The sequence below is a fragment of the Pirellulaceae bacterium genome, from assembly GCA_019636385.1.
Classification (GTDB): domain Bacteria; phylum Planctomycetota; class Planctomycetia; order Pirellulales; family Pirellulaceae; genus Aureliella.
In genome coordinates, this window is the sequence record JAHBXT010000005.1 from 93,579 (window position 1) to 112,327 (window position 18,749).

An 18,749-nucleotide genomic window follows, 5' to 3' on the forward strand; every position below is an offset into this window, starting at 1 on the left:
CAGTTAACATGTCGAGGCGACAATTATAGTCATAGATGGCAATCGCCTAGCGTTTATTCCTGCGCGACCGCCTTTTTTTAGATTCTGTCCATACGGAAACGCAATTGCCGGAACATACGCTCACCCGGCTGGCAACCGTTAGGGGGGCGTTAGATTGGCTAGCCGGCAGAATCCATCTAGGTAGTCACCTTATCGGCGGATGGGGAAGGCGGCTGATATCTGGCTTCGGCACGTTCCAGGCAGCGAGCGATTTGGCGTACAGCCTGTCGTAGCCGGCTTTCGTTTTCCACTAGTGCCATCCGCAGATAGCCTTCGCCAGTCGGGCCAAAGCCGGTTCCGGGGCTGACGGCCACATCACCTTCTTCAAGCAGCATCATAGCGAAGTCCAGCGTATTCATCCGCTGCATCCACTTATCAGGAATCTTGCCCCAAACGAACATGCCTGCTCGCGGCGCGTCTGCTTGCCAACCAATTCTCCGCAAGCCTTCCAAGAGGATGTCGCGGCGACCCTGGTAGATTTCCGCTTGTCGCTCGACGGCCGCTTCGGTGTCCCGCAAGGCAACAATTGCAGCGATCTGTACGGCTTGGAACATACCGTAGTCATAGTAGCCCTTGACGGTGGCCAACCCGCGAATCATTTCGGAGTTACCTGCACAAAAACCGATGCGCCACCCGGCCATGTTGTAGCCCTTGCTCATCGTCGTGAACTCGACACCAACGTCGATTGCTCCCGGTGCAGATAGGAAGCTGGGTGGTTGATAGCCGTCAAATGCTACGTCGGCGTAGGCAAAGTCACTGATGACCATAAAGCCATAACGCTTGGCCAGCTTGACCACTTCGACGAAAAATGGAGCCTCGACCGTCACCGTTGAAGGGTTGTGCGGATAGTTGATAATCAGCAACTTGGGACGCGGATAAAAATGCTGACAGGTGTAGGCGATGTTTGATAGAAATTTTTCGCTATCGGCCACTTCCAGCGCGACCACATTGCCTGCGGCTAAGATAACGCCGTACATGTGCACCGGAAAATAGGGCGACGGAATGATTGCTGTATCGCCAGGGCCCATCAGCGCCAGGCACATGTGGCTGAACCCCTCTTTGCTGCCCAGGCAAACAATCGCCTGCGACTCGGGGTCGAGACGTACACCATACTTGCGGAAATACTTGCTGGCGAGCTCGCGTCTGAGGTTGAGCAGCCCATTGGACTTGCTGTAACCGTGATTGCGTTCGTCGTAAGTGGCTTCCACCATCTTTTCCATCACGATTCGCTCAGGCGGGTCGGATGGATTCCCCATGCCCAGGTCAATCACGTCATGCCCGGCGCGTCGCTTTTGATATAAAGTATTATTGATTCGACCAAATAAGTACGGCGGCAAACGGTGAACGCGCGAAGCAAATTCGATCGAAAATGGCTTGGTATCGATGGGAGCTGAATGGGGGTCGGGATTCATCGTCGATTCGTAGTCCAGAGACGGAAGGGCAGATATGCATTATGGTCAGGACCCCACGGAACCTGTCCGGTGCGATCCAACCGCTCCATTGTATACGAGCTACAAGACAATTGTCTTCAACGACCGGTCTGCTGGCTAGCCCGACTGAGAAGCAATTTTGGGGCTCGTACGCCGATCGGTTGGGCGTTGCCAATCGCTTTCGGCTACCGTGCACAAGCCGATAACTGAAACAGATCGCTGGGGTTAATCTTAAACTGCAACATGTTGGCCGAAGGTCACCCGAACTGCCGATGTGCTTGTTACCGCGTTATCGGGAAGCTGGCGGTTTTCGCGGGTAGGCTGGGGCGGTCGGCGGATTTGGTGGCGCCGATTTGAATGGAGCCTTCCAGGAAGTTTTCGATCTGCGAGGACTTTAATAGCTGGTCGATCTTGTGCTGCATGGCGACGTTCAGCTTCTTCTCGTGCAGTTCGCGCGCGATCTCCGGTTTGACGGCTTCAAAGTCTTGTACGATGGGCTGCGAATCGCCTTGCTTGTAGAGGATACAGTACTGATCGTTACTCAGCGCAATCACACCGGAATGCGTTCCCGGCTCCAAGGCAAACGCCTCTTTTTCCAGTGTGGGCATGCCACCATGCTGCCTGATCGGCTGAATTTTGCCGAAGTTGCTGCGCGAGACCGGTTCTACCGAATATTTAGCGGCTAATTCGCCAAAGTTTTGTTCTGTAGGCGACTGACGAATCTGCCGGAAGACCTGTTCGGCGGTCCGCTGGTTGGATAGCACAATGGCCAACACTTCAGCGCGTGGTCCAAAATTGGCTTCAAAACCCTTGCGCAAGTCGTCGTCGGTGATTTGCACTTCGCGCTCGGCCAGTTTTCTAAGGGCTGCTTTGGGCCAAACAGCATCCTGGACATACAGTTGGTACGGCACGTTTTCGTCTTCCATGACGGCCTTGACCCATGCATCGGTGTTGGGTGTACCGTCGGAATTGAAGTAGCCCATGCCCTCAGCCGCTGCGGACAGTTCGGCCTGGATGTCCGTTTCCTCAATTGTTAAATTGGCTTGTTTCAGCGCTTCAGTAATCAGTAGCCGATTGATCTCACCGCGCAATACTTGACGGCCATGGCGATTGATGCATTCCAGTGCCAAGTGGTCGCGAGATACCGGTTGGTTGTTGATGAATCCGGCCACAGCGGGATATTGCTGCTCAAGCTGAGGATTGCCAATTACGGCGACCACCTGGCTATTCTGTTGCAGCTTAGCAAACAGTTCGTCGGCGGCCTTGGCCAACCGCTCGTCGCGCAGGTGATCGACAATTCGCTCCTGAATGGCGGGCAATAATTGTGGGTCGGGAGGAGTGGCCGGCAGGTGGCGGACGCATTGCAACAGGATATGCAGATTGCCGACTTGAAAGACGGGTGAGATTTCGCCTTCCTTCAACTGAAAGGCCATCCGCTCCAGCAGATCGTCGCCACTGTGCTGACGAATCGGCGGCAAGAGTCCGTCGACGCTGGCGCTGGGAGCGTCTTCGGAGTGCTCCTTGGCCAACCGCCGAAATAGCTCCGGTTGCGACATGGCCTGCTGGTGCAGTTGCTTGGCCTTGTCGACTTCAGACACCGCGATCATTCGCACTGAGACTTTGGGTCCGTATTCACTCTGGATGACTTGCTCAATCTCTTGCGGCGTCACGGCGATCTTGTCAGCCGCCAGTGCTCGCAACGCCAACATCGGCCAAACAATTTCGCTGGCATACTGTTCGGGCGTGACATCGCGTTGTTCATCAATCGACTGCAGAAATAGCTTGGTCGTTAAGCCGAATTTGCTGGCAACCCGGTCGATTTCCGCGTTGACATCGGCCTGAGTAATCTTGATGTTTTTAGCTTCGCAGGCTTGCAGAATTAGATGCTTGTTCAGGAGGTTGTCGAGCACGATTGTGCCGAAGCGCTGGATACACGCGTCAGCGATTTTGTCGCGCGCGATGGTGTGGCCGTTGACTACGGCAACCACCTTAGGAATCTTATCCAGGCCAACTGGTACATTGGCAGAAGCGGCTTGCCCGGCCGCCGGCTGCGTGTTTTGTGTTTGAGCAGTTGATGCCGGAGTGACTGCCGCGCGCACAGCGGATAGGGGCTTCTTCTGTTGAGCGACCACCGGCAGCGCAGCGCTGCCCACCAACCAACCTGCAATTGCCAGGCCATAACGCAACATATTCGGACTCCTCCTGAACCGGACGCGGGACGTCTCTAGTTAGCCATAAACGGCTGGTATAGTAAAATCTCGCTATCCGTGGCAAGCCTATTTGCTATAGCTAGCTTTGGGGTAACCTAGGAGGACAGGCAGCGATCGGGGCAGCGCAGAAACCTAGTCAACTTGACTAATGCATCACAAGGCGAGTGTGCTCCAATTAATGGTCAGACCGCGTAACGTACCATCGCCACTTGCGCCCCTGCCTGGCGATTTTCGCTGGCGATGATGGTTTAAGGGCCCGCTGGTCTAGTCACTCAGCGTTTCAATCATTACACGATCTGAATTCACGTCCGCCTGCTTCACACGACCCACGACTACGACTCCACCGTCTGGCGACGGTAGCTACGCACTTCAGGGCGGGTCATATCCACCTCGGCTAAACGGATGGCAGCGCAGGATTCGCCAAGCACCGCGAGGCACACCTCGTAGCACTCCGTACTTGATGATCGCACCGATCATGTACTGACTGCATGTAGGCTGATAGCGACAATTGCTGCCCAGTAGTGGCGACAGTGCTCGCTGATATAAATGAACCATACCGATGCAGCAACGCGCCGGTAGGCTTAACGGTTTGTCGTGGCTCATAGAGGACAGATTCTGCGTTCCGAGGCGTGCGGTGGAATTCGCCCTGCGTCATCTATCATAACGTTACCATCAGTCCCTGGCGTTGGTTTCAGCATCAGGCTGAATTCAAAGGTAGCTAGGCTCACCACAGCCAGGATTGCAGTCTGACACTTGGCGCTGCTTTCCCGTTCGTCCCAGCCCAGCGAAAGCAGGGCGAAGCCAGTCCCAAACTTCGGATTTGACCCACTTGAGCAGCAATTTGCAGATAAGCACAGTTGAAGCCTAAAATTCTGATTTCGCTTGTACTACCCCCAAACGACGGGGGGCTGGCCTTCCAAAACCAATTTTAGCCTAAGTTCTCCAATTTGGCGGAAAAGTCCTATCCAGCCGCTACGCCTTAACGCATAGCACGACTAAACTTAGCGTGACCCCTAAGTTGCATTGGCTCCATTTAGGAAACGTACTAATGCGACGTTTGCGAAGTGATTCGTAGCAGTTGTCAACGTCTGAGCAGTGCAACTTTGGTATTAAGTTTCATTCAAGTGGATTGGAGAGGACAACGATGAGTAGATTTCGATTTTTTAAAATCGGCTTGGCGATCGCTACGGCGATTGCATCCGTGTCGACGCCGTCGATTGGCAAGGCCGCGATCATTTCGCTGGCGGTTGATTCCGCCTACAGCAGTTTGACAATTGGCGGACAAGCGTTCGGCTTGCCTTACGGTCCACAGGGCCCAGGCTCGATGACCACGGCTCTCGGCGGAACAATCAACGTTGACCTGACGGGCGGAGTGTTCACCTTTTCACCTGGCAGCTCCATAATCCCGAATGTGAATCCGGGTGGCCCTTACACTACGGCACCTAATCCTGCTGGTATAATTCCTGGAAACTATGGTGTAACAGCAATTGGACCGGTTCAGGGTTTTGGAACGGTGACGGTCAATGGCGTTTATCACAGTCTCACCCTGGACATCACCGCTGGAACCGTATCCGATGGTTCGGCGGTCACGTCGACGCTAATGAAATTTAACTCTGGGCAGATCGTCTTTGGAGCTGCTAATCCAGCGCCCATCACGGCTGGTACGTCCAATGTTTCAACGGCGAATGTGCCCAACACGAGCGCCGGACTGGCTACTTGGGATGGAACCACATTGAGAATCCCAGTTGCCTTTGCAACCACTGGATCAAACCGCAATGAATCATGGAGCGGCCTAATCGTAGCTCGCGTACCAGAGCCATCGTCGATGGTTTTGCTGTCACTGGCTAGCCTGGGCAGTTGCATCTATCGTCGCCGAACAGTTTGTTAGTAACTAGCGCAGAGTCAACTTCATCGTGGCGAGCCGAATAGCGTTTCGGCTTGCCATTTTTTCTAAGCTCCGACAAATACAAACATCAACTATCATCCAATCTGGAGAACTAAGATGAGGCAACTGTTTTTTCAACTCAAGCAGATGGCCTGTGTGGCATCTCTTGCGCTGGCTAGCCTTACGACCACTGTCCAGGCAGACCCCGTAGTGCTGAGCGTAAACTCAGCCCAAAGCAACCTTACAATCTCAGGTCAAGCGTTCGGATTGCCGTATGCCCAACAGAACGCAGGCTCGATGACCACCTCGCTCAGTGGCACCATTACTGGCGACCTGACCGGCGGCGTCTTTACGTTCTCGGGAGGCAGCGCGATTGCGGTCGACGTAAATCCCACCGGCCCCTATTCTCACGCACCTTTCACGTTTGAATCGTCGCTGACCAGGCCAGGCAATTTTGGCATCCGAGGAGACGGCGCTGTATTCGGGTTCGGGTTTGTACACGTTTTGGGATTGTACGAAGATTTGACAATCGACCTTCCTTCTGGCACAGCTCAAAACGGATCGCCTACCGCCGCCACTTTTCGGTTTACTGTCGGTAGATTGGTCTGGGGTGCTCAGAACGAAGATGTTCCGCCGCTAACGACAGGTGGTACCTCTAGCCTGGTTAATGTTAGTGGCACAAATACTGCGGCGTCCAATGTGGCCTGGGATGGCACAACGCTGACCATTCCAGTTCAGTTTCAAACGGTTGGTTCCAATCGAATCGAGAATTGGGCAGGCACCATCGTTGCCACTCTGGCCGCCCCAGCGGCGACGTTGGTTAACAAACGCGTGTACCACAACGGTTTTAGTGGTACCATGGGTTCTCCTCCCTGGAACGCAGTCAACCCAACCAACGAACTGATTCAGCGAAGTAATAATCCGCAGCAGATTGGTCTGGTCAACCTGACCAACGACAGTCGCGGGCTGAACGGTGTTGTGCTGGATTTCGATAATTTAGCTTCGCTGAACGATATCAGCTTGGAATACAAGATGAGTCCCCAGGGAGCCTTCAATGAAGGTGCTCATCCTGTTTCAGGTTGGGAAGGTGCTCCGGCTCCAACATCGGTAACGCTCCATCCAGACTTGGCGGAGGCGGGTGGAAATGATCGGGTGCGGATTCTATGGGCTAACAATGCTATTCAAAACCGCTATCTGTGTATTAAAGTTACGATTGGTTCAACTTCGGTCGAGCTGTACATTGGCCACTTGCTAGGTGAAACCACCGGCCCGGACGCTCTGCCGGTGTTCACTGTTTCGTTTGCGGATATTACGCAGATCAAGAATACGGTAGCGCAGATTGTTGACGCTGGTGGACTGACGGACATCGACAAGAATGGAACGGTTGCCTTTGCGGATATCACTGCCATGCGTAATAACGTGTCCGCGCAGTTGACACGCATTACCATTCCCGCCAATCCATAGTGCGTTGCTGACATTCGGCAGGTACAATGTCATTAACATAAACTGCTCGGAGCTGCCTCCGAGCAGTTTATGTTTTTATGTGAAGCAGAGCAGACACTGAGCATCAATGGCACGAAGTCTGGGCACGATGTTGGTAGAACCGATCAGCGACTTTTGGATGCGATTCGTCCCGTGGGGCCTCGATGTCGGTAAAATATGTCAACTATCATCCTATCATCGTACCCCATCTCGTCCCGAGGGGATGATTCTTGCTGGCTACATACCAATCTTGCTACTAACATTGGTCCCTAACGGACGATTGCATACTACACCGGTGGCTTTCGCCACGGGCCTGGGTTAAACCGGCACCCCTGACCTAATGGAAGCCAAAAGGCATTCAAACTGACGACAGTCTCACTGTGCTTTAGTTAACCAATTACCTATCCGGCAGTTACCTGACACGCACCGACGGGAAAAACAAGATGAACCAACCCATGGAAGGCATTTATACTCCGAACATTACGCCAGTCGACTCGCAGGGGCGGGTCGACGAAGATAAGTTGTGCGCGTATGTCGATTGGCTGATCGAGCGCGGTGTGCACGGACTGTATCCGAACGGCTCAACTGGAGAGTTCACACGATTTACGGCTGCGGAGCGACGCAGAATCATTGAACTACTGACCAGTCACGTTGCCGGTCGCGTACCCATCCTGGCTGGAGCAGCAGAAGCCAATGTACGCGAGACGATCGACGCTTGCCAAACCTATGGCAGTTTTGGAGTCCGGGCTGTAGCGATCGTGGCGCCGTTCTACTACAAGCTAGGTCCTGAAGCGGTTTATCAGTATTTCAAAGAGATCGCCGATCATGTCTCGGTGGATGTAACGCTGTACAACATTCCGTTGTTTGCTTCGCCAATCGACGTGGCCACCGTTCGCCGGCTAGCGCTGGATTGTCCGCGAATTGTGGGGATCAAGGACAGCAGTGGCGACATTCCGCACATGATGCGAATGATCGCCGCCGTGCGACCTCAACGCCCCGAGTTCTCTTTCTTGACCGGCTGGGATGCGGCGCTGGCTCCCATGTTGCTAATCGGCTGCAATGGCGGTACGAATGCAACCAGCGGCGTAGTGCCAGAATTAACACGAGCCATCTACGAAGCCGCTACGCGTGGCCAGTGGGATCGGACCATGCAGTTGCAGTATCGCCTGCTACCGCTGTTTGACGCCATGATTAGTCAGCCCGAGTTTCCCGAAGGTTTCCGCCGTGGTGCTCTGACTCGCGGTTGGGACTTAGGTCGCAGTCGCCAGCCGCTGTCTCCCGAACAGATCGCAACGGCTCAGCAGACGCAGCAGCAATTGGTGCAGATGCTGAGCGAGCTGCAGCACTGGCTACCGGATATCCAGCCAGCGGTTGCCGGACGGCAAGCCCAAGCCAGCGATGATTTTATTGAACAGATTGTAAGAGAAATTATGCAGCAACTGCGCGGATAGTTCATCGTTCTAGCGAAGTCTATTTGCGGCTAGCTTTGGTCGTTAGTTCCAGTGGTGGAAGCTCAACCGTCGACTTCTCAATCACAGCCGTGAGCCCCGATGTGTCCTTGGAAGCGTAACGGCCTTTGAGTAAATCTGGTAGGTCGGCATCTGAGCCAAGCCCAAACGTGGGCTGAGCTGTCTTCTTGGGAGGTCCCCTCCAAGTCGCCGTCACACGGTAGGTACCGGCACGGATGCCGTTGTTCATGTCGGAGACTAACTGATACTTTCCATTAGCATCAGTGACCGCCGTGGCAACCGTAGGGATTTCAGCCACCTCAGGATGAAATATCAACACGGCACCCTCGGCGGGCTTACCATCCACGGTGACCGAGCCGCTCACCTGAATCAGCGGCTCAGCGCAGCCGGTCAGAAACACCAAACCCGCACCCAGTACTGAACAGAAAACGGCACGAATTTTGAAAACTCGGAGCCAGCTACACAACTTCAGAATCCTTATCGATAGCGAATCTAAGTCAGTCTCTACAACTATTACGCGGCAGGCACTGCAAGGCTCTGCTGTCCACCAGTTTAAGGAGTGGCGACCTCACCACCATCACGCGTCACCAACGCCACAAAAACTTGATTGGTTGTATTGGCAGATAGAAACGAGACGGATCCATCTCCTCTAACAGTCTGAATTCCTCCAGAATGGAACGAGTATGGCGTCTCAAAATTCAGGATGTTTATAACTGAACAACCAGAATCCAATTCGCGTCCGACAGCCATGTTTGCGCCACTTAAGCCAGTAACCCTTTTGGCAATGTTCCAGTCACCATAAAACGAGTTTAAGTTTGACGTAGCTGGGTAGGTTGACGTGCGATCAATTCCACGAAACCAAATACTCTGCTTGGCAGCTAATTCAATGAACAAGAATGTATTGGAAAGTCCGTCGCTCGTCTCGGAAAACTTTACAGTTGACCTGTTAACTGCGTCTCTGGTCCCCAGCATCGCATTCTCTGTACTGCCGGTTGTTATCCCAACGCACGATAGCAACGAACTGTGAACGCCTCGAAGTGGAACATAGTCTGTCCTTGGCATGTTGTACTGGGTGTTGGTCGGAAATCCGAAGCCGTTTAGCGCAAAGTATGGGCCATAATCCGAACCTGCCTCGGGTGTAGATGGGCAGAGAAATGTGACTACCTTTGCAAGACTATCCGGCGTGTTCTTGGCACCGGGAAACGGAGGTGACAGGTTATCCGGGTGAATCATCGGCTTCTTCAGATCAAACTTGTTGATCACATTCGATTGCTCCAGGAACGGTAGTAAGTGACCCAGAACGCCGAATCCATTTCTGGCGCCAGAGATGCTTGCGTACCATGGACTTCCCTGAGATGCATAGGGATCAGGAGGATTGTTGGGGAATTCCTTACGCCAGGCAGGCACATAGCCGTAGGTTGATTCGTGGTTGTGGACGGCGATACCGAGCTGCTTGAGATTGTTGCCGCAGCTCATTCTGCGAGCGGCTTCGCGGGCGGCTTGGACGGCAGGTAACAGCAGCCCGACCAGAATGCCGATGATGGCGATGACCACCAGTAGCTCAACTAGAGTAAAACCCGTTTTCTGGGGTGAACGGTTCATGTCTAATCTCCCCGAAAAAATTAGAATTGCCAATAACTGTTCGACGCAGCTTGGCCGATCGATGAATCTGGAGGCTTATGTCGATATTTTCGGCCTTCGAGGCGACTTTGGCAAGCCATCGCCGTCGGTATTCCCCGAAGTAGCGCGGAATTTAGCCTCTCCACTGCTTGGCACGGTGGCCACGCTAGGGCACTTAGGTTATCACCACAGTAGCCTCGAACCCAAGCCTAACTCGGTTAGTGGAGACTATAGTCATGCAGCGTTACTCGAAGGCAGGTGCGTTACTATGCCTCGTATGGTTTTCAAATTCGCTGGGCCTGACTTGCAGTGGCGGTTTATGTCTAGCCTCAGGCGGCGAGCGACCTAACTTCGTGGTGCTGTTTGCGGACGACCTGGGATATGCCGACTTGGGATGTTTTGGTGGATCGCAGATGTCGACTCCCAATTTGGATCGACTGGCCGAAGGCGGCATGCGTCTGACGAGCTTCTATGTCGCCCAGGCCGTGTGCAGCGCTTCGCGAAGCTCACTGCTTACCGGTTGTCTCAACGTGCGCATCAGTATCCACGGGGCACTCGGGCCTGGATCGCGAATCTGCCTGAACCCGGCTGAAACGACGCTGGCCGAGATGCTCAAGGCGCGCGGCTATGCAACGGCGGTTTTTGGCAAGTGGCATTTAGGCGATCGTGGCGCGGGGTTGCCAGCCGAGCATGGCTTCGACAACTACCAGGGCTTGCCGTACTCCAATGACATGTGGCCACACCATCCCAGCATGAGTCGCTTTCCGGCTTTGCCGCTGCTGCGAAACCGAATGGTGCTCAATGCCCACGTTACCGGCGAGGATCAGTGCTATTTGACACGTTGGGCTACCGAGCAGGCTGTCGAGTTTATCAAACGGCATCAGCGGCAACCCTTCTTGCTCTACGTGCCCTATAGCATGCCGCATGTGCCGCTGTATGCATCACCGGAATTTCAAGGCTCGACCGGGCAGGGGCTGTACGCCGATGTTGTCGCTGAAATTGACTGGAGCGTCGGACAGATCGTGTCCGCTATCAATCAGATTGGTGCTGGTGATAATACGCTGGTTCTGTTCACCTCGGACAATGGCCCGTGGTTGTCCTACGGTAGCCATGCCGGCTCGGCTGCACCACTTCGCGAAGGCAAGGGCACCGCGTGGGAAGGTGGAGTGCGCGTGCCAACAGTTGCATCGTGGCCCGGCAGAATACCCTCCGGGGCTGTCTGCGATGAGGTTGCCGGAACTATCGACATTCTGCCCACGCTGGCTGAGTTGTCTGGCGCCGAATTGCCGCGACTGCCCATCGACGGTCGCAGCATTTGGCCACTGCTGGCCGGCACACCCGGAGCAGCCAGTCCACACAAGGCCTGGTACTACTATTGGGATCGCGAACTGCAGGCCGTCCGCAGTGGCCGCTGGAAACTGCACTTTCCTCACAGCTATCGCACGCTCAAGAGCCCGCCGCCTGAAGCGGGCATGCCCGGGCAGTATGCTCAAAAGAAATGCGGCTTGGAACTCTATGACCTTTGGCAAGACATTAGTGAAAGCCGCAACCTCGCCGACTCACATCCCGATGTTGTCACCAGACTACAGGGGCTAGCCGATCCAATGCGGCAGGAGCTAGGCGATTCACTGATGGGGATTGCAGGGACTGGCGTCAGGCATGCCGGGGTGGTGGAGTGAACGGGTTCGGGCGGACTCAGTACTCAGTACTCAGAGATTTGCCTTCAACCTGTTGTCTACAGGAACTGTTGGTTGACAATGGATCAATGATCCACGCTCAATGAACTGTCTCCTACGTCTCGTATCCCAGATTCGGTGAAAGCCAGCGTTCGACTTCGGTTTGGCTGAGGCCTTTGCGGCGGGCGTAGGCTTGTACTTGATCTTGACTCACACGATCCACGGTAAAGTAGCGAGATTGAGGATGTGCAAAATAAAGTCCGCTGACGCTGGCTGCGGGCCACATGGCATACGACTCGGTCAAGCTGACTCCGGTGTGTGCCGTAGCGTCCAGCAGTTTAAATAAGATGCCTTTCTCAGTGTGATCCGGGCAGGCTGGATATCCCGGAGCGGGTCGAATACCGCGATACTGTTCGTCGATCAATTGCTGGTTGCTGAGTCCTTCACTGGCGCCAAATCCCCAATCGCGGCGCGCCTGCCGATGCAGCCATTCTGCAAACGACTCGGCCAGGCGATCGGCCAGGGCTTTGACCATGATGGCGTTATAATCGTCGCTGGCCTGTTGGTACTTCTGGGCCAGCTCGTCCACGCCTTCACCCGTAGTTACGACAAAGCCGCCGATGTAATCAGCTCGACCGCTGCCAACCGGCGCGATGTAGTCGGCCAGCGAGCGGAAGTCGGACTGACCCTTACGTTCCCATTGCTGGCGCAGAAAGTGCAAGCGATCCAGCTCGTGTTGGCGGCTATCGTCTTGGTACAAGATTACGTCGTCGTCTTGGCTATTGGCCGGCCAGAATCCGTAGACGGCGTGCGCGCGAATCAACTTTTGCGAAATAATCTTGTCCAGCATGACTCGCGCATGGTCAAACAATTCACGAGCCTGCTGACCGACCGTGGCATCGCTGAGAATCTGAGGATACTTGCCGCGCAGCTCCCAAGCCCAGAAGAATGGCGACCAGTCGATCGTCTCGACTAATTTCTGCAACGGGAAGTCCGGCAGCGACTTGATGCCGGTAAATGCCGGCACAGGGATATCGACGCTGGACCAATCGGTGGCAAATCGACGCTGGAGAGCTTCGGCATACGGAACCAGTTTGACCTGCCGCGCTTGGTAGCTGGCGACCAGTTCTTGTTGCAATCGCCGATTATCATCAGACAATTTGCGACGCGATTCAGAATTAGTCAATCGCTCGACAACCGGCACGCTGCGTGAGGCGTCCAGCACGTGAATCACCTCGTGTTCGTACTGGGGGGCGATTTTGACGGCGGTGTGTTTGGCGCTGGTCGTGGCGCCGCCGATCAGCAATGGCAGCGCCATGCCGCGCCGCTGCATCTGCTTGGCCACATGCACCATCTCGTCCAGGCTGGGCGTAATCAAGCCAGACAGTCCGATGACGTCGACGCCCAACTCCTGTGCCTGATCCAGAATTTTCTCGGTGGGAACCATGACGCCCAGGTCGATGACTTCATAGTTGTTGCACGCCAGTACGACGCCCACGATGTTTTTGCCGATGTCGTGCACGTCGCCTTTGACCGTGGCCATCAAGACTTTGCCACGCGCTGAACCGCTAGCGACGCCGGCCTGGCGTTTTTCTTCTTCCATGAAGGGCGTCAAATAGGCCACCGCTTTCTTCATGACGCGAGCCGACTTGACGACCTGAGGTAGAAACATCTTGCCCGCGCCAAATAGGTCCCCCACGACGCTCATGCCGTCCATCAGTGGACCTTCGATGACCTCCAGGCAACGACTGCAAGACTGTCGAGCCTCTTCCGCGTCCTGTTCGATATACTTGTCAATTCCACGTACTAGTGCATGTTGCAAACGCGAGCGAACGTCAGCCTCGCGCCACGACAGGTCTTCGGTAGCCGCCTTCTTGCCCGCCGACTTGACGTTGTCGGCCAGTTCGATCAATCGCTCCGTGGCATCAGGGCGACGATTCAACAGCACATCTTCCACGCGCTCCAGCAGGTCTTTGGGAATGTCCTCATACACCTCCAACTGTCCGGCGTTGACGATGCCCATATCCATGCCGGCGCGAACCGCATGATACAAAAACGCCGAGTGCATGGCTTCGCGAACATGATCGTTGCCGCGAAACGAAAAGCTGATATTGCTGACGCCCCCACTGATTTTGGAGCCCGGACAGGCCCGCTTTATTTCGCGAGTCGCCTCGATGAAGTCCACTGCATAGTTGTTATGTTCCTCAATTCCGGTAGCCACCGTTAAGATATTGGGATCGAAGATGATGTCTTGTGGAGGAAAGCCAACCTGTTGGGTCAACAACTGATAGGCTCGCACACAGATGCGCACTTTGTCGTCTTTGGTCACCGCCTGGCCTTGTTCGTCAAAGGCCATCACCACACAGGCCGCTCCGTATTGTCGGACCAGTCGGGCGCGGCGCAAGAATTCGTCTTCGCCATCCTTTAGGCTAATGGAATTGACAATCGACTTGCCCTGCGTGTTTTGTAGACCGGCCTCCAGAACCTCCCATTTGCTGCTGTCGATCATCACGGGCACTTGAGCGATATCCGACTCACCGCCGATCAAACGTAGGAATCGAGTCATTGCAGCCACGCCGTCCAGCAACGCGTCATCCATGTTGATATCGATGATCGTTGCCCCGCCCAGTACTTGTTGGCGAGCCACCTCGACCGCCTCTTCAAACTGATCATTGCGAATCAGTCGTGCGAAGGCCCGCGAACCGGTGACGTTGGTGCGTTCGCCGATCATCGTAAAGTTCGATTCTGGTCGCAGTGTCAGCGGCAGCGTACCGGACAAGCGAGTGTAGACCGACGGTGCCGGCTGCTGATGTGGTCGCCTGCCAGCGACAGCGGTGGCAATGGCTCGAATGTGATCGGGAGTTGTCCCACAACATCCGCCAACAATATTCAGCCAGCCTTGCTCAGCAAACTCGCCGATCATTTGTCCCATCGCGGCTGGCGATAGATCGTATTGTCCCATCGCATTGGGCAAGCCAGCGTTGGGATGACAACTGATGTTCGTGCCAGCGATGTGCGACAACTCTTCGATGTGCGGACGCATGACATCCGGGCCCAGCGCGCAGTTCATGCCGATGCTGAGCATCGGAAAGTGGCTGAGCGCGTTCCAAAACGCTTCCACGCTTTGACCGCTGACGAATGTGCGTCCGCCCTTATCAAATGTCCCGCTAACCATCACCGGAACCCGCCGCCCCGAATCGGTAAAGTACTGACTGATGGCAAAGAGACAGGCTTTGAGATTCAACGTGTCGATTACGGTTTCCACTAGCAGAATATCGGTGCCCGCTTCCACCAGACTCGCGATCTGCTGATAGTAAGAGTCGGCCATAATCTGGTAGGTCGTATTGCGGAAGGCCGGATCGTCTACTTTGGTACTGATCGCGGTCTGCTTGGCAGTGGGGCCAATGCTGGCGGCGACAAAGCGCGGGCGATCCGGAGTACGCTCGGAGAATTCCTCCGTCGCTCGACGCGCACAGGCCACCGCCGCATGATTGATTTCGGCTACCAGGCTGGGCGGAAGCTCGAACTCCTCCATGCCGACCGGACTTGCCCCAAACGTGTTGGTCGTAACGATGTCGGCACCAGCCGCTAGATACTGCCGATGAATTTCAACCAGACTCTGCGGATGAGTCAGCGAAAGGATGTCGGTAAAGTTCTTCAGGTCTTTATGATGGTTTGCAAATCGCTGGCTGCGCATGTCGGCTTCGCTGAGTTTCAGCGCCTGCACCATTGTCCCCATGGCACCATCCAAAATGAGGATGCGCTCTGAGAGTGCTTGCAACAGGGCATCTGTGCGATCAGGGGTGGACGACATTTTTCACCTTAAAAGATAGATTGTTCATCCGTTTATCCGGATGGAAGGATTTTGATTGATTTCATTGGATTAGTCAAGGACAGGGTTCGCCTTGGGTTAAGTTGGCGCCTGTAATGAGTCCCAGTTGGGATTTGTCCCTTTCGCCCCAACCCTCCAAGTCCGTTTAATCGGCAAAAGGCTCAAGGCTCCTACAATCGGAACCGATACAGAAGATGGCCGTGTGTCCCCAGAAACCTGGTTTGGCCGGTCATGTCTCGGAAACTGTGATGACCTTGATTGGGTGGGGCCAATTAGCTATGGATGTAGCCGGAGGCGGCTAGCATCAGGCTAGTATGGCTCAACTTAAGGATCGTTAGCCATGCAAAGAACAACATCGATTCGACCCGATCGAACGAGACCCAATTCGCGTTCGCAGCCGCAAAATGTGCTGGAGAACATCCCGGTTCTGTTGCGCCTTCCGCGCGTCGAGCAACCCTCGTTTTCCAGCTCAACCGACTTTGGCGGTCACGCTCTAACAGCGGCTGACGAGGACGAGCAGTCGTTAGCGCAGCCAACTTCACGTACAGAAACTCGGTCGGCTTTCGCACAGCAGCCAGCCGAATTCGACAGTGGCTGGCGGCGTTCCTGGTGGGAGCACTGGTCTAGCGGCGTGGTCTTGATTGTCTTGATCATCTTGTTGATCCTGTTGAGCATTATAGCCTTTCGGCCGTCAGGCAAGTCGCATGAGGGTGCCAGTTCTTCAACGACATCCAACAGCGACTTTGGCGACCTGGATCAGATCACTGTACCTACGCTGGAAATTGTTCAAGATGACACCGGGCCGACCAGTACGCTAAACTCGCAGGCTGAATTCGAATTATTGCTCTCCGGTGAACCATCCAGTACCAACGACGCCGCACAGAGCACAGCGTCTGAAGGCTCGTTGGCCAACCGTTCTTCAACCGAAGTGGAAAACGCTTTGGCCGACGGCTTAATGAACGCAGACATTTCGCCCGCGCTGACCACAACTCAATCTAATAACCAGCCAACCAGCCAGCTCGCGCAGGCTCAGTTGATGCAGCCCCAGCCCATCGAAGCTCAGAAATCGCTCTCGGCGGTCAGCGGCAGCGGGATACATACGCCGTTACCCGGTAGCCAATTACCCGGCAGCCAGCTCGCCAGCAATCAGCCCGTGGACAACCTGGCTGCAAACAACCTAGCTCAGAGCAACAGTCAAATACCATTGTCCAGCTCGCCCGTTTCCGGTTCACCAGCATTGCCTAACCTTACAGCACCGTCGCTGTCGGCAACCAGTATGCCGAATCTTGGAAGTGGAGACACTTCGCTGGCGCCAAACACCAAGATGGTCGGCACGGCTGGCGGATTGGCCTCTACAGTTGGAAATGCGACTGCTGGAAATGCTGGGCCAACAGACACCAGTTCAATGACCGATGCGGTTACTGACGCAAATGCGGTACCAACAACGCCGACCATTCGCTCAACCTCCACGCCCGAAGCTGACGACGAGTCGATTATTCGGGCTTATCTGGAGCTGACGCGGACAGCCAAACGACCTGCCGAAACGACTGACGCCAAACAGCAGCTCAATCGATATCCGAATACCAAGTAGTGTTCCTAGAGCCCGGACACTGCACCTTTTCTTTGCATCTGGCTTTCCCAAGAACTTGACGGAACAAATCGCCATGGCCTCCGACAATTTGAACCGAGTTTTCATCAAAGCCTACGACAAAGGTAAGCCTGCGGTTGGCCAGTCTCCGAAGTCCACCCAGGGGGCCGCTGCGGGGAATGCTTACGCCGTTCGTTTTGACACCGCGACAGCGCACCCCACACCGCCACATTTGCTGACTCAACAGGCAGTTCGTCAACAGGCTCCGACCGTAGCGCAGCCAAACAATCTGACCAATCAAGCTCCAGCGCCCATGCCAATCGCTGCCGAGCAGTTTCAGTATCAACTGCAACCACAATATCAACAAAACGCCCTCCAGGCGTCGGAAGCGGCAACTGCCAGTCTATCAGTACCGAATGTCCAACAATCCAACTACGTTCAGCCTCAATCGCCCTATGCAGCCAACCAAGCGGGAAGCGGCATGCCGGGAGGTTCGCAGTCAGTCTCGGGACAGCAGCCATGGCAGGATGTGGCCCCCCACACAAGCCAGATTCAGCCGTCCACAGCGGCGCGCCGTGACGTTCAGCCTGCCAGGCTAGACGACCAGATTGCTGCCAAGAATCGGGACGGCGGCATTTTTCGCCTGGACCGTCCGAGCTACGTGCAGGACACAGCCTCGCAAGACCCATACATCGACAGCGATTGCAGCGAGCAGTCGGCCGTTATTCATCAACTGGGCAGTCATTCCGACACAAGCCAAGACGCACAGACGCACCGACCCAACGCTGGTCCGCGATCCGGTGCGGATCAGATGTCGCAAGCCATGGCCAAAGAAAGGCAGCTACGTCAAGCCCGCTCGCGCATCTTCAATCCGTTGTGGGAAGTCGATCGCCTGGAATGGCCCTGGGTGTGCAATCAATTGCTGGATACGATCGGAGAACGCTCATCGGCCATCGCGCAGCATCTACTTGAGGCTTGCCAAGACGGCTTGCAGGTGTTGGCAGTTACCAGTCCTCAGGGCGGGACAGGAACATCCACTGTGGCGTGCTGCTTGGCCATGTTAGCTGGCAAGCGCGGACTGAACGTCGCATTGGTCGATGGCAATACTGAGAATCCATCGCTATGCTACCAAACCAATCTGGAGTTGGAAGTCGACTGGCAAGAAGCGTTGGCTCGACAACTGCCGCTGGAAGAGATTGCTGTCCACTCGGTTGAAGACCAAGTTACCTTGGTCCCGTTGCTTGAGCGGTTGAGTGCGCCGTCACTCGACGAGCACAGTATGGCGCTGATGTTGCAGGAGCTGTCACAAAGCTTTGATTTGGTATTGGTCGATCTAGGTCACATGTCCGTGCCGCGCAGTCTGGTTTATTCGCTAGGCGAGCTGGGTGCACTCAGTGCCGTGGTGGCCGTTGTCGATCGCCGCCACACATCGACCGAACGCTTGGAATCTTGTCTGCGGCAGATCCGGCAAACGGGAATTTCGTCCATCGGGCTGATTGAAAACTTCGCCGCCTAACC

Annotated in this window: 12 protein-coding genes; 6 read left to right on the forward strand and 6 right to left on the reverse strand. The window is 55.0% G+C overall.

What is annotated here, in order from left to right:
• Positions 1–176: 176 nt before the first annotated feature.
• From KF752_18085 to yidD, 3 genes are all read right to left on the reverse strand, one after another.
• The gene (locus tag KF752_18085) at positions 177–1,451 is read right to left on the reverse strand and encodes an aminotransferase class I/II-fold pyridoxal phosphate-dependent enzyme (GenBank protein MBX3423468.1); all 1,275 of its coding nucleotides are present in this window, start codon (positions 1,449–1,451) and stop codon (positions 177–179) included.
• Positions 1,452–1,750: 299 nt separating this feature from the next.
• Positions 1,751–3,658, reverse strand: coding sequence for a peptidylprolyl isomerase (locus tag KF752_18090; GenBank protein MBX3423469.1), 1,908 nt, complete (start codon positions 3,656–3,658; stop codon positions 1,751–1,753).
• A gap of 390 nt (positions 3,659–4,048) precedes the next feature.
• Positions 4,049–4,282: a membrane protein insertion efficiency factor YidD gene (gene yidD, locus KF752_18095; protein ID MBX3423470.1), complete on the reverse strand. Its 234-nt coding sequence runs from the start codon at positions 4,280–4,282 to the stop codon at positions 4,049–4,051.
• A 541-nt stretch (positions 4,283–4,823) separates the two neighbouring features.
• On the opposite strand from yidD, the gene KF752_18100 reads away from it, so the two are divergent.
• From KF752_18100 to KF752_18110, 3 genes are all read left to right on the forward strand, one after another.
• A complete protein-coding gene (locus KF752_18100; protein ID MBX3423471.1) occupies positions 4,824–5,567 on the forward strand; it encodes a PEP-CTERM sorting domain-containing protein in 744 nt (247 codons plus the stop codon).
• 114 nt (positions 5,568–5,681) lie between these two features.
• Positions 5,682–7,028: a hypothetical protein gene (locus KF752_18105; protein ID MBX3423472.1), complete on the forward strand. Its 1,347-nt coding sequence runs from the start codon at positions 5,682–5,684 to the stop codon at positions 7,026–7,028.
• A gap of 461 nt (positions 7,029–7,489) precedes the next feature.
• Positions 7,490–8,497 (forward strand): dihydrodipicolinate synthase family protein, encoded by a 1,008-nt coding sequence (locus tag KF752_18110; GenBank protein MBX3423473.1) that lies wholly within the window; start codon positions 7,490–7,492, stop codon positions 8,495–8,497.
• A 19-nt stretch (positions 8,498–8,516) separates the two neighbouring features.
• Here KF752_18110 and KF752_18115 read toward each other — a convergent pair whose 3' ends face one another.
• Both KF752_18115 and KF752_18120 read right to left on the reverse strand, forming a co-directional pair.
• The gene (locus KF752_18115) at positions 8,517–8,981 is read right to left on the reverse strand and encodes a hypothetical protein (protein MBX3423474.1); all 465 of its coding nucleotides are present in this window, start codon (positions 8,979–8,981) and stop codon (positions 8,517–8,519) included.
• An 86-nt stretch (positions 8,982–9,067) separates the two neighbouring features.
• Positions 9,068–10,117: a DUF1559 domain-containing protein gene (locus KF752_18120; protein MBX3423475.1), complete on the reverse strand. Its 1,050-nt coding sequence runs from the start codon at positions 10,115–10,117 to the stop codon at positions 9,068–9,070.
• 254 nt (positions 10,118–10,371) lie between these two features.
• Here KF752_18120 and KF752_18125 point away from each other — a divergent pair, with 254 nt between their 5' ends.
• Entirely contained in the window at positions 10,372–11,814 is a 1,443-nt protein-coding gene (locus KF752_18125; protein ID MBX3423476.1) for a sulfatase, read from the forward strand.
• A gap of 112 nt (positions 11,815–11,926) precedes the next feature.
• Here the strand turns inward: KF752_18125 and metH are convergent, their stop codons facing one another.
• A complete protein-coding gene (gene metH, locus KF752_18130; GenBank protein MBX3423477.1) occupies positions 11,927–15,625 on the reverse strand; it encodes a methionine synthase in 3,699 nt (1,232 codons plus the stop codon).
• A gap of 358 nt (positions 15,626–15,983) precedes the next feature.
• Here metH and KF752_18135 point away from each other — a divergent pair, with 358 nt between their 5' ends.
• Positions 15,984–17,234 carry a hypothetical protein gene (locus KF752_18135; protein ID MBX3423478.1) on the forward strand — a complete coding sequence of 417 codons (1,251 nt, stop codon included), beginning with the start codon at positions 15,984–15,986 and terminating at the stop codon, positions 17,232–17,234.
• A gap of 73 nt (positions 17,235–17,307) precedes the next feature.
• Positions 17,308–18,747 carry a hypothetical protein gene (locus tag KF752_18140; protein ID MBX3423479.1) on the forward strand — a complete coding sequence of 480 codons (1,440 nt, stop codon included), beginning with the start codon at positions 17,308–17,310 and terminating at the stop codon, positions 18,745–18,747.
• The last annotated feature ends 2 nt before the right edge of the window (positions 18,748–18,749 follow it).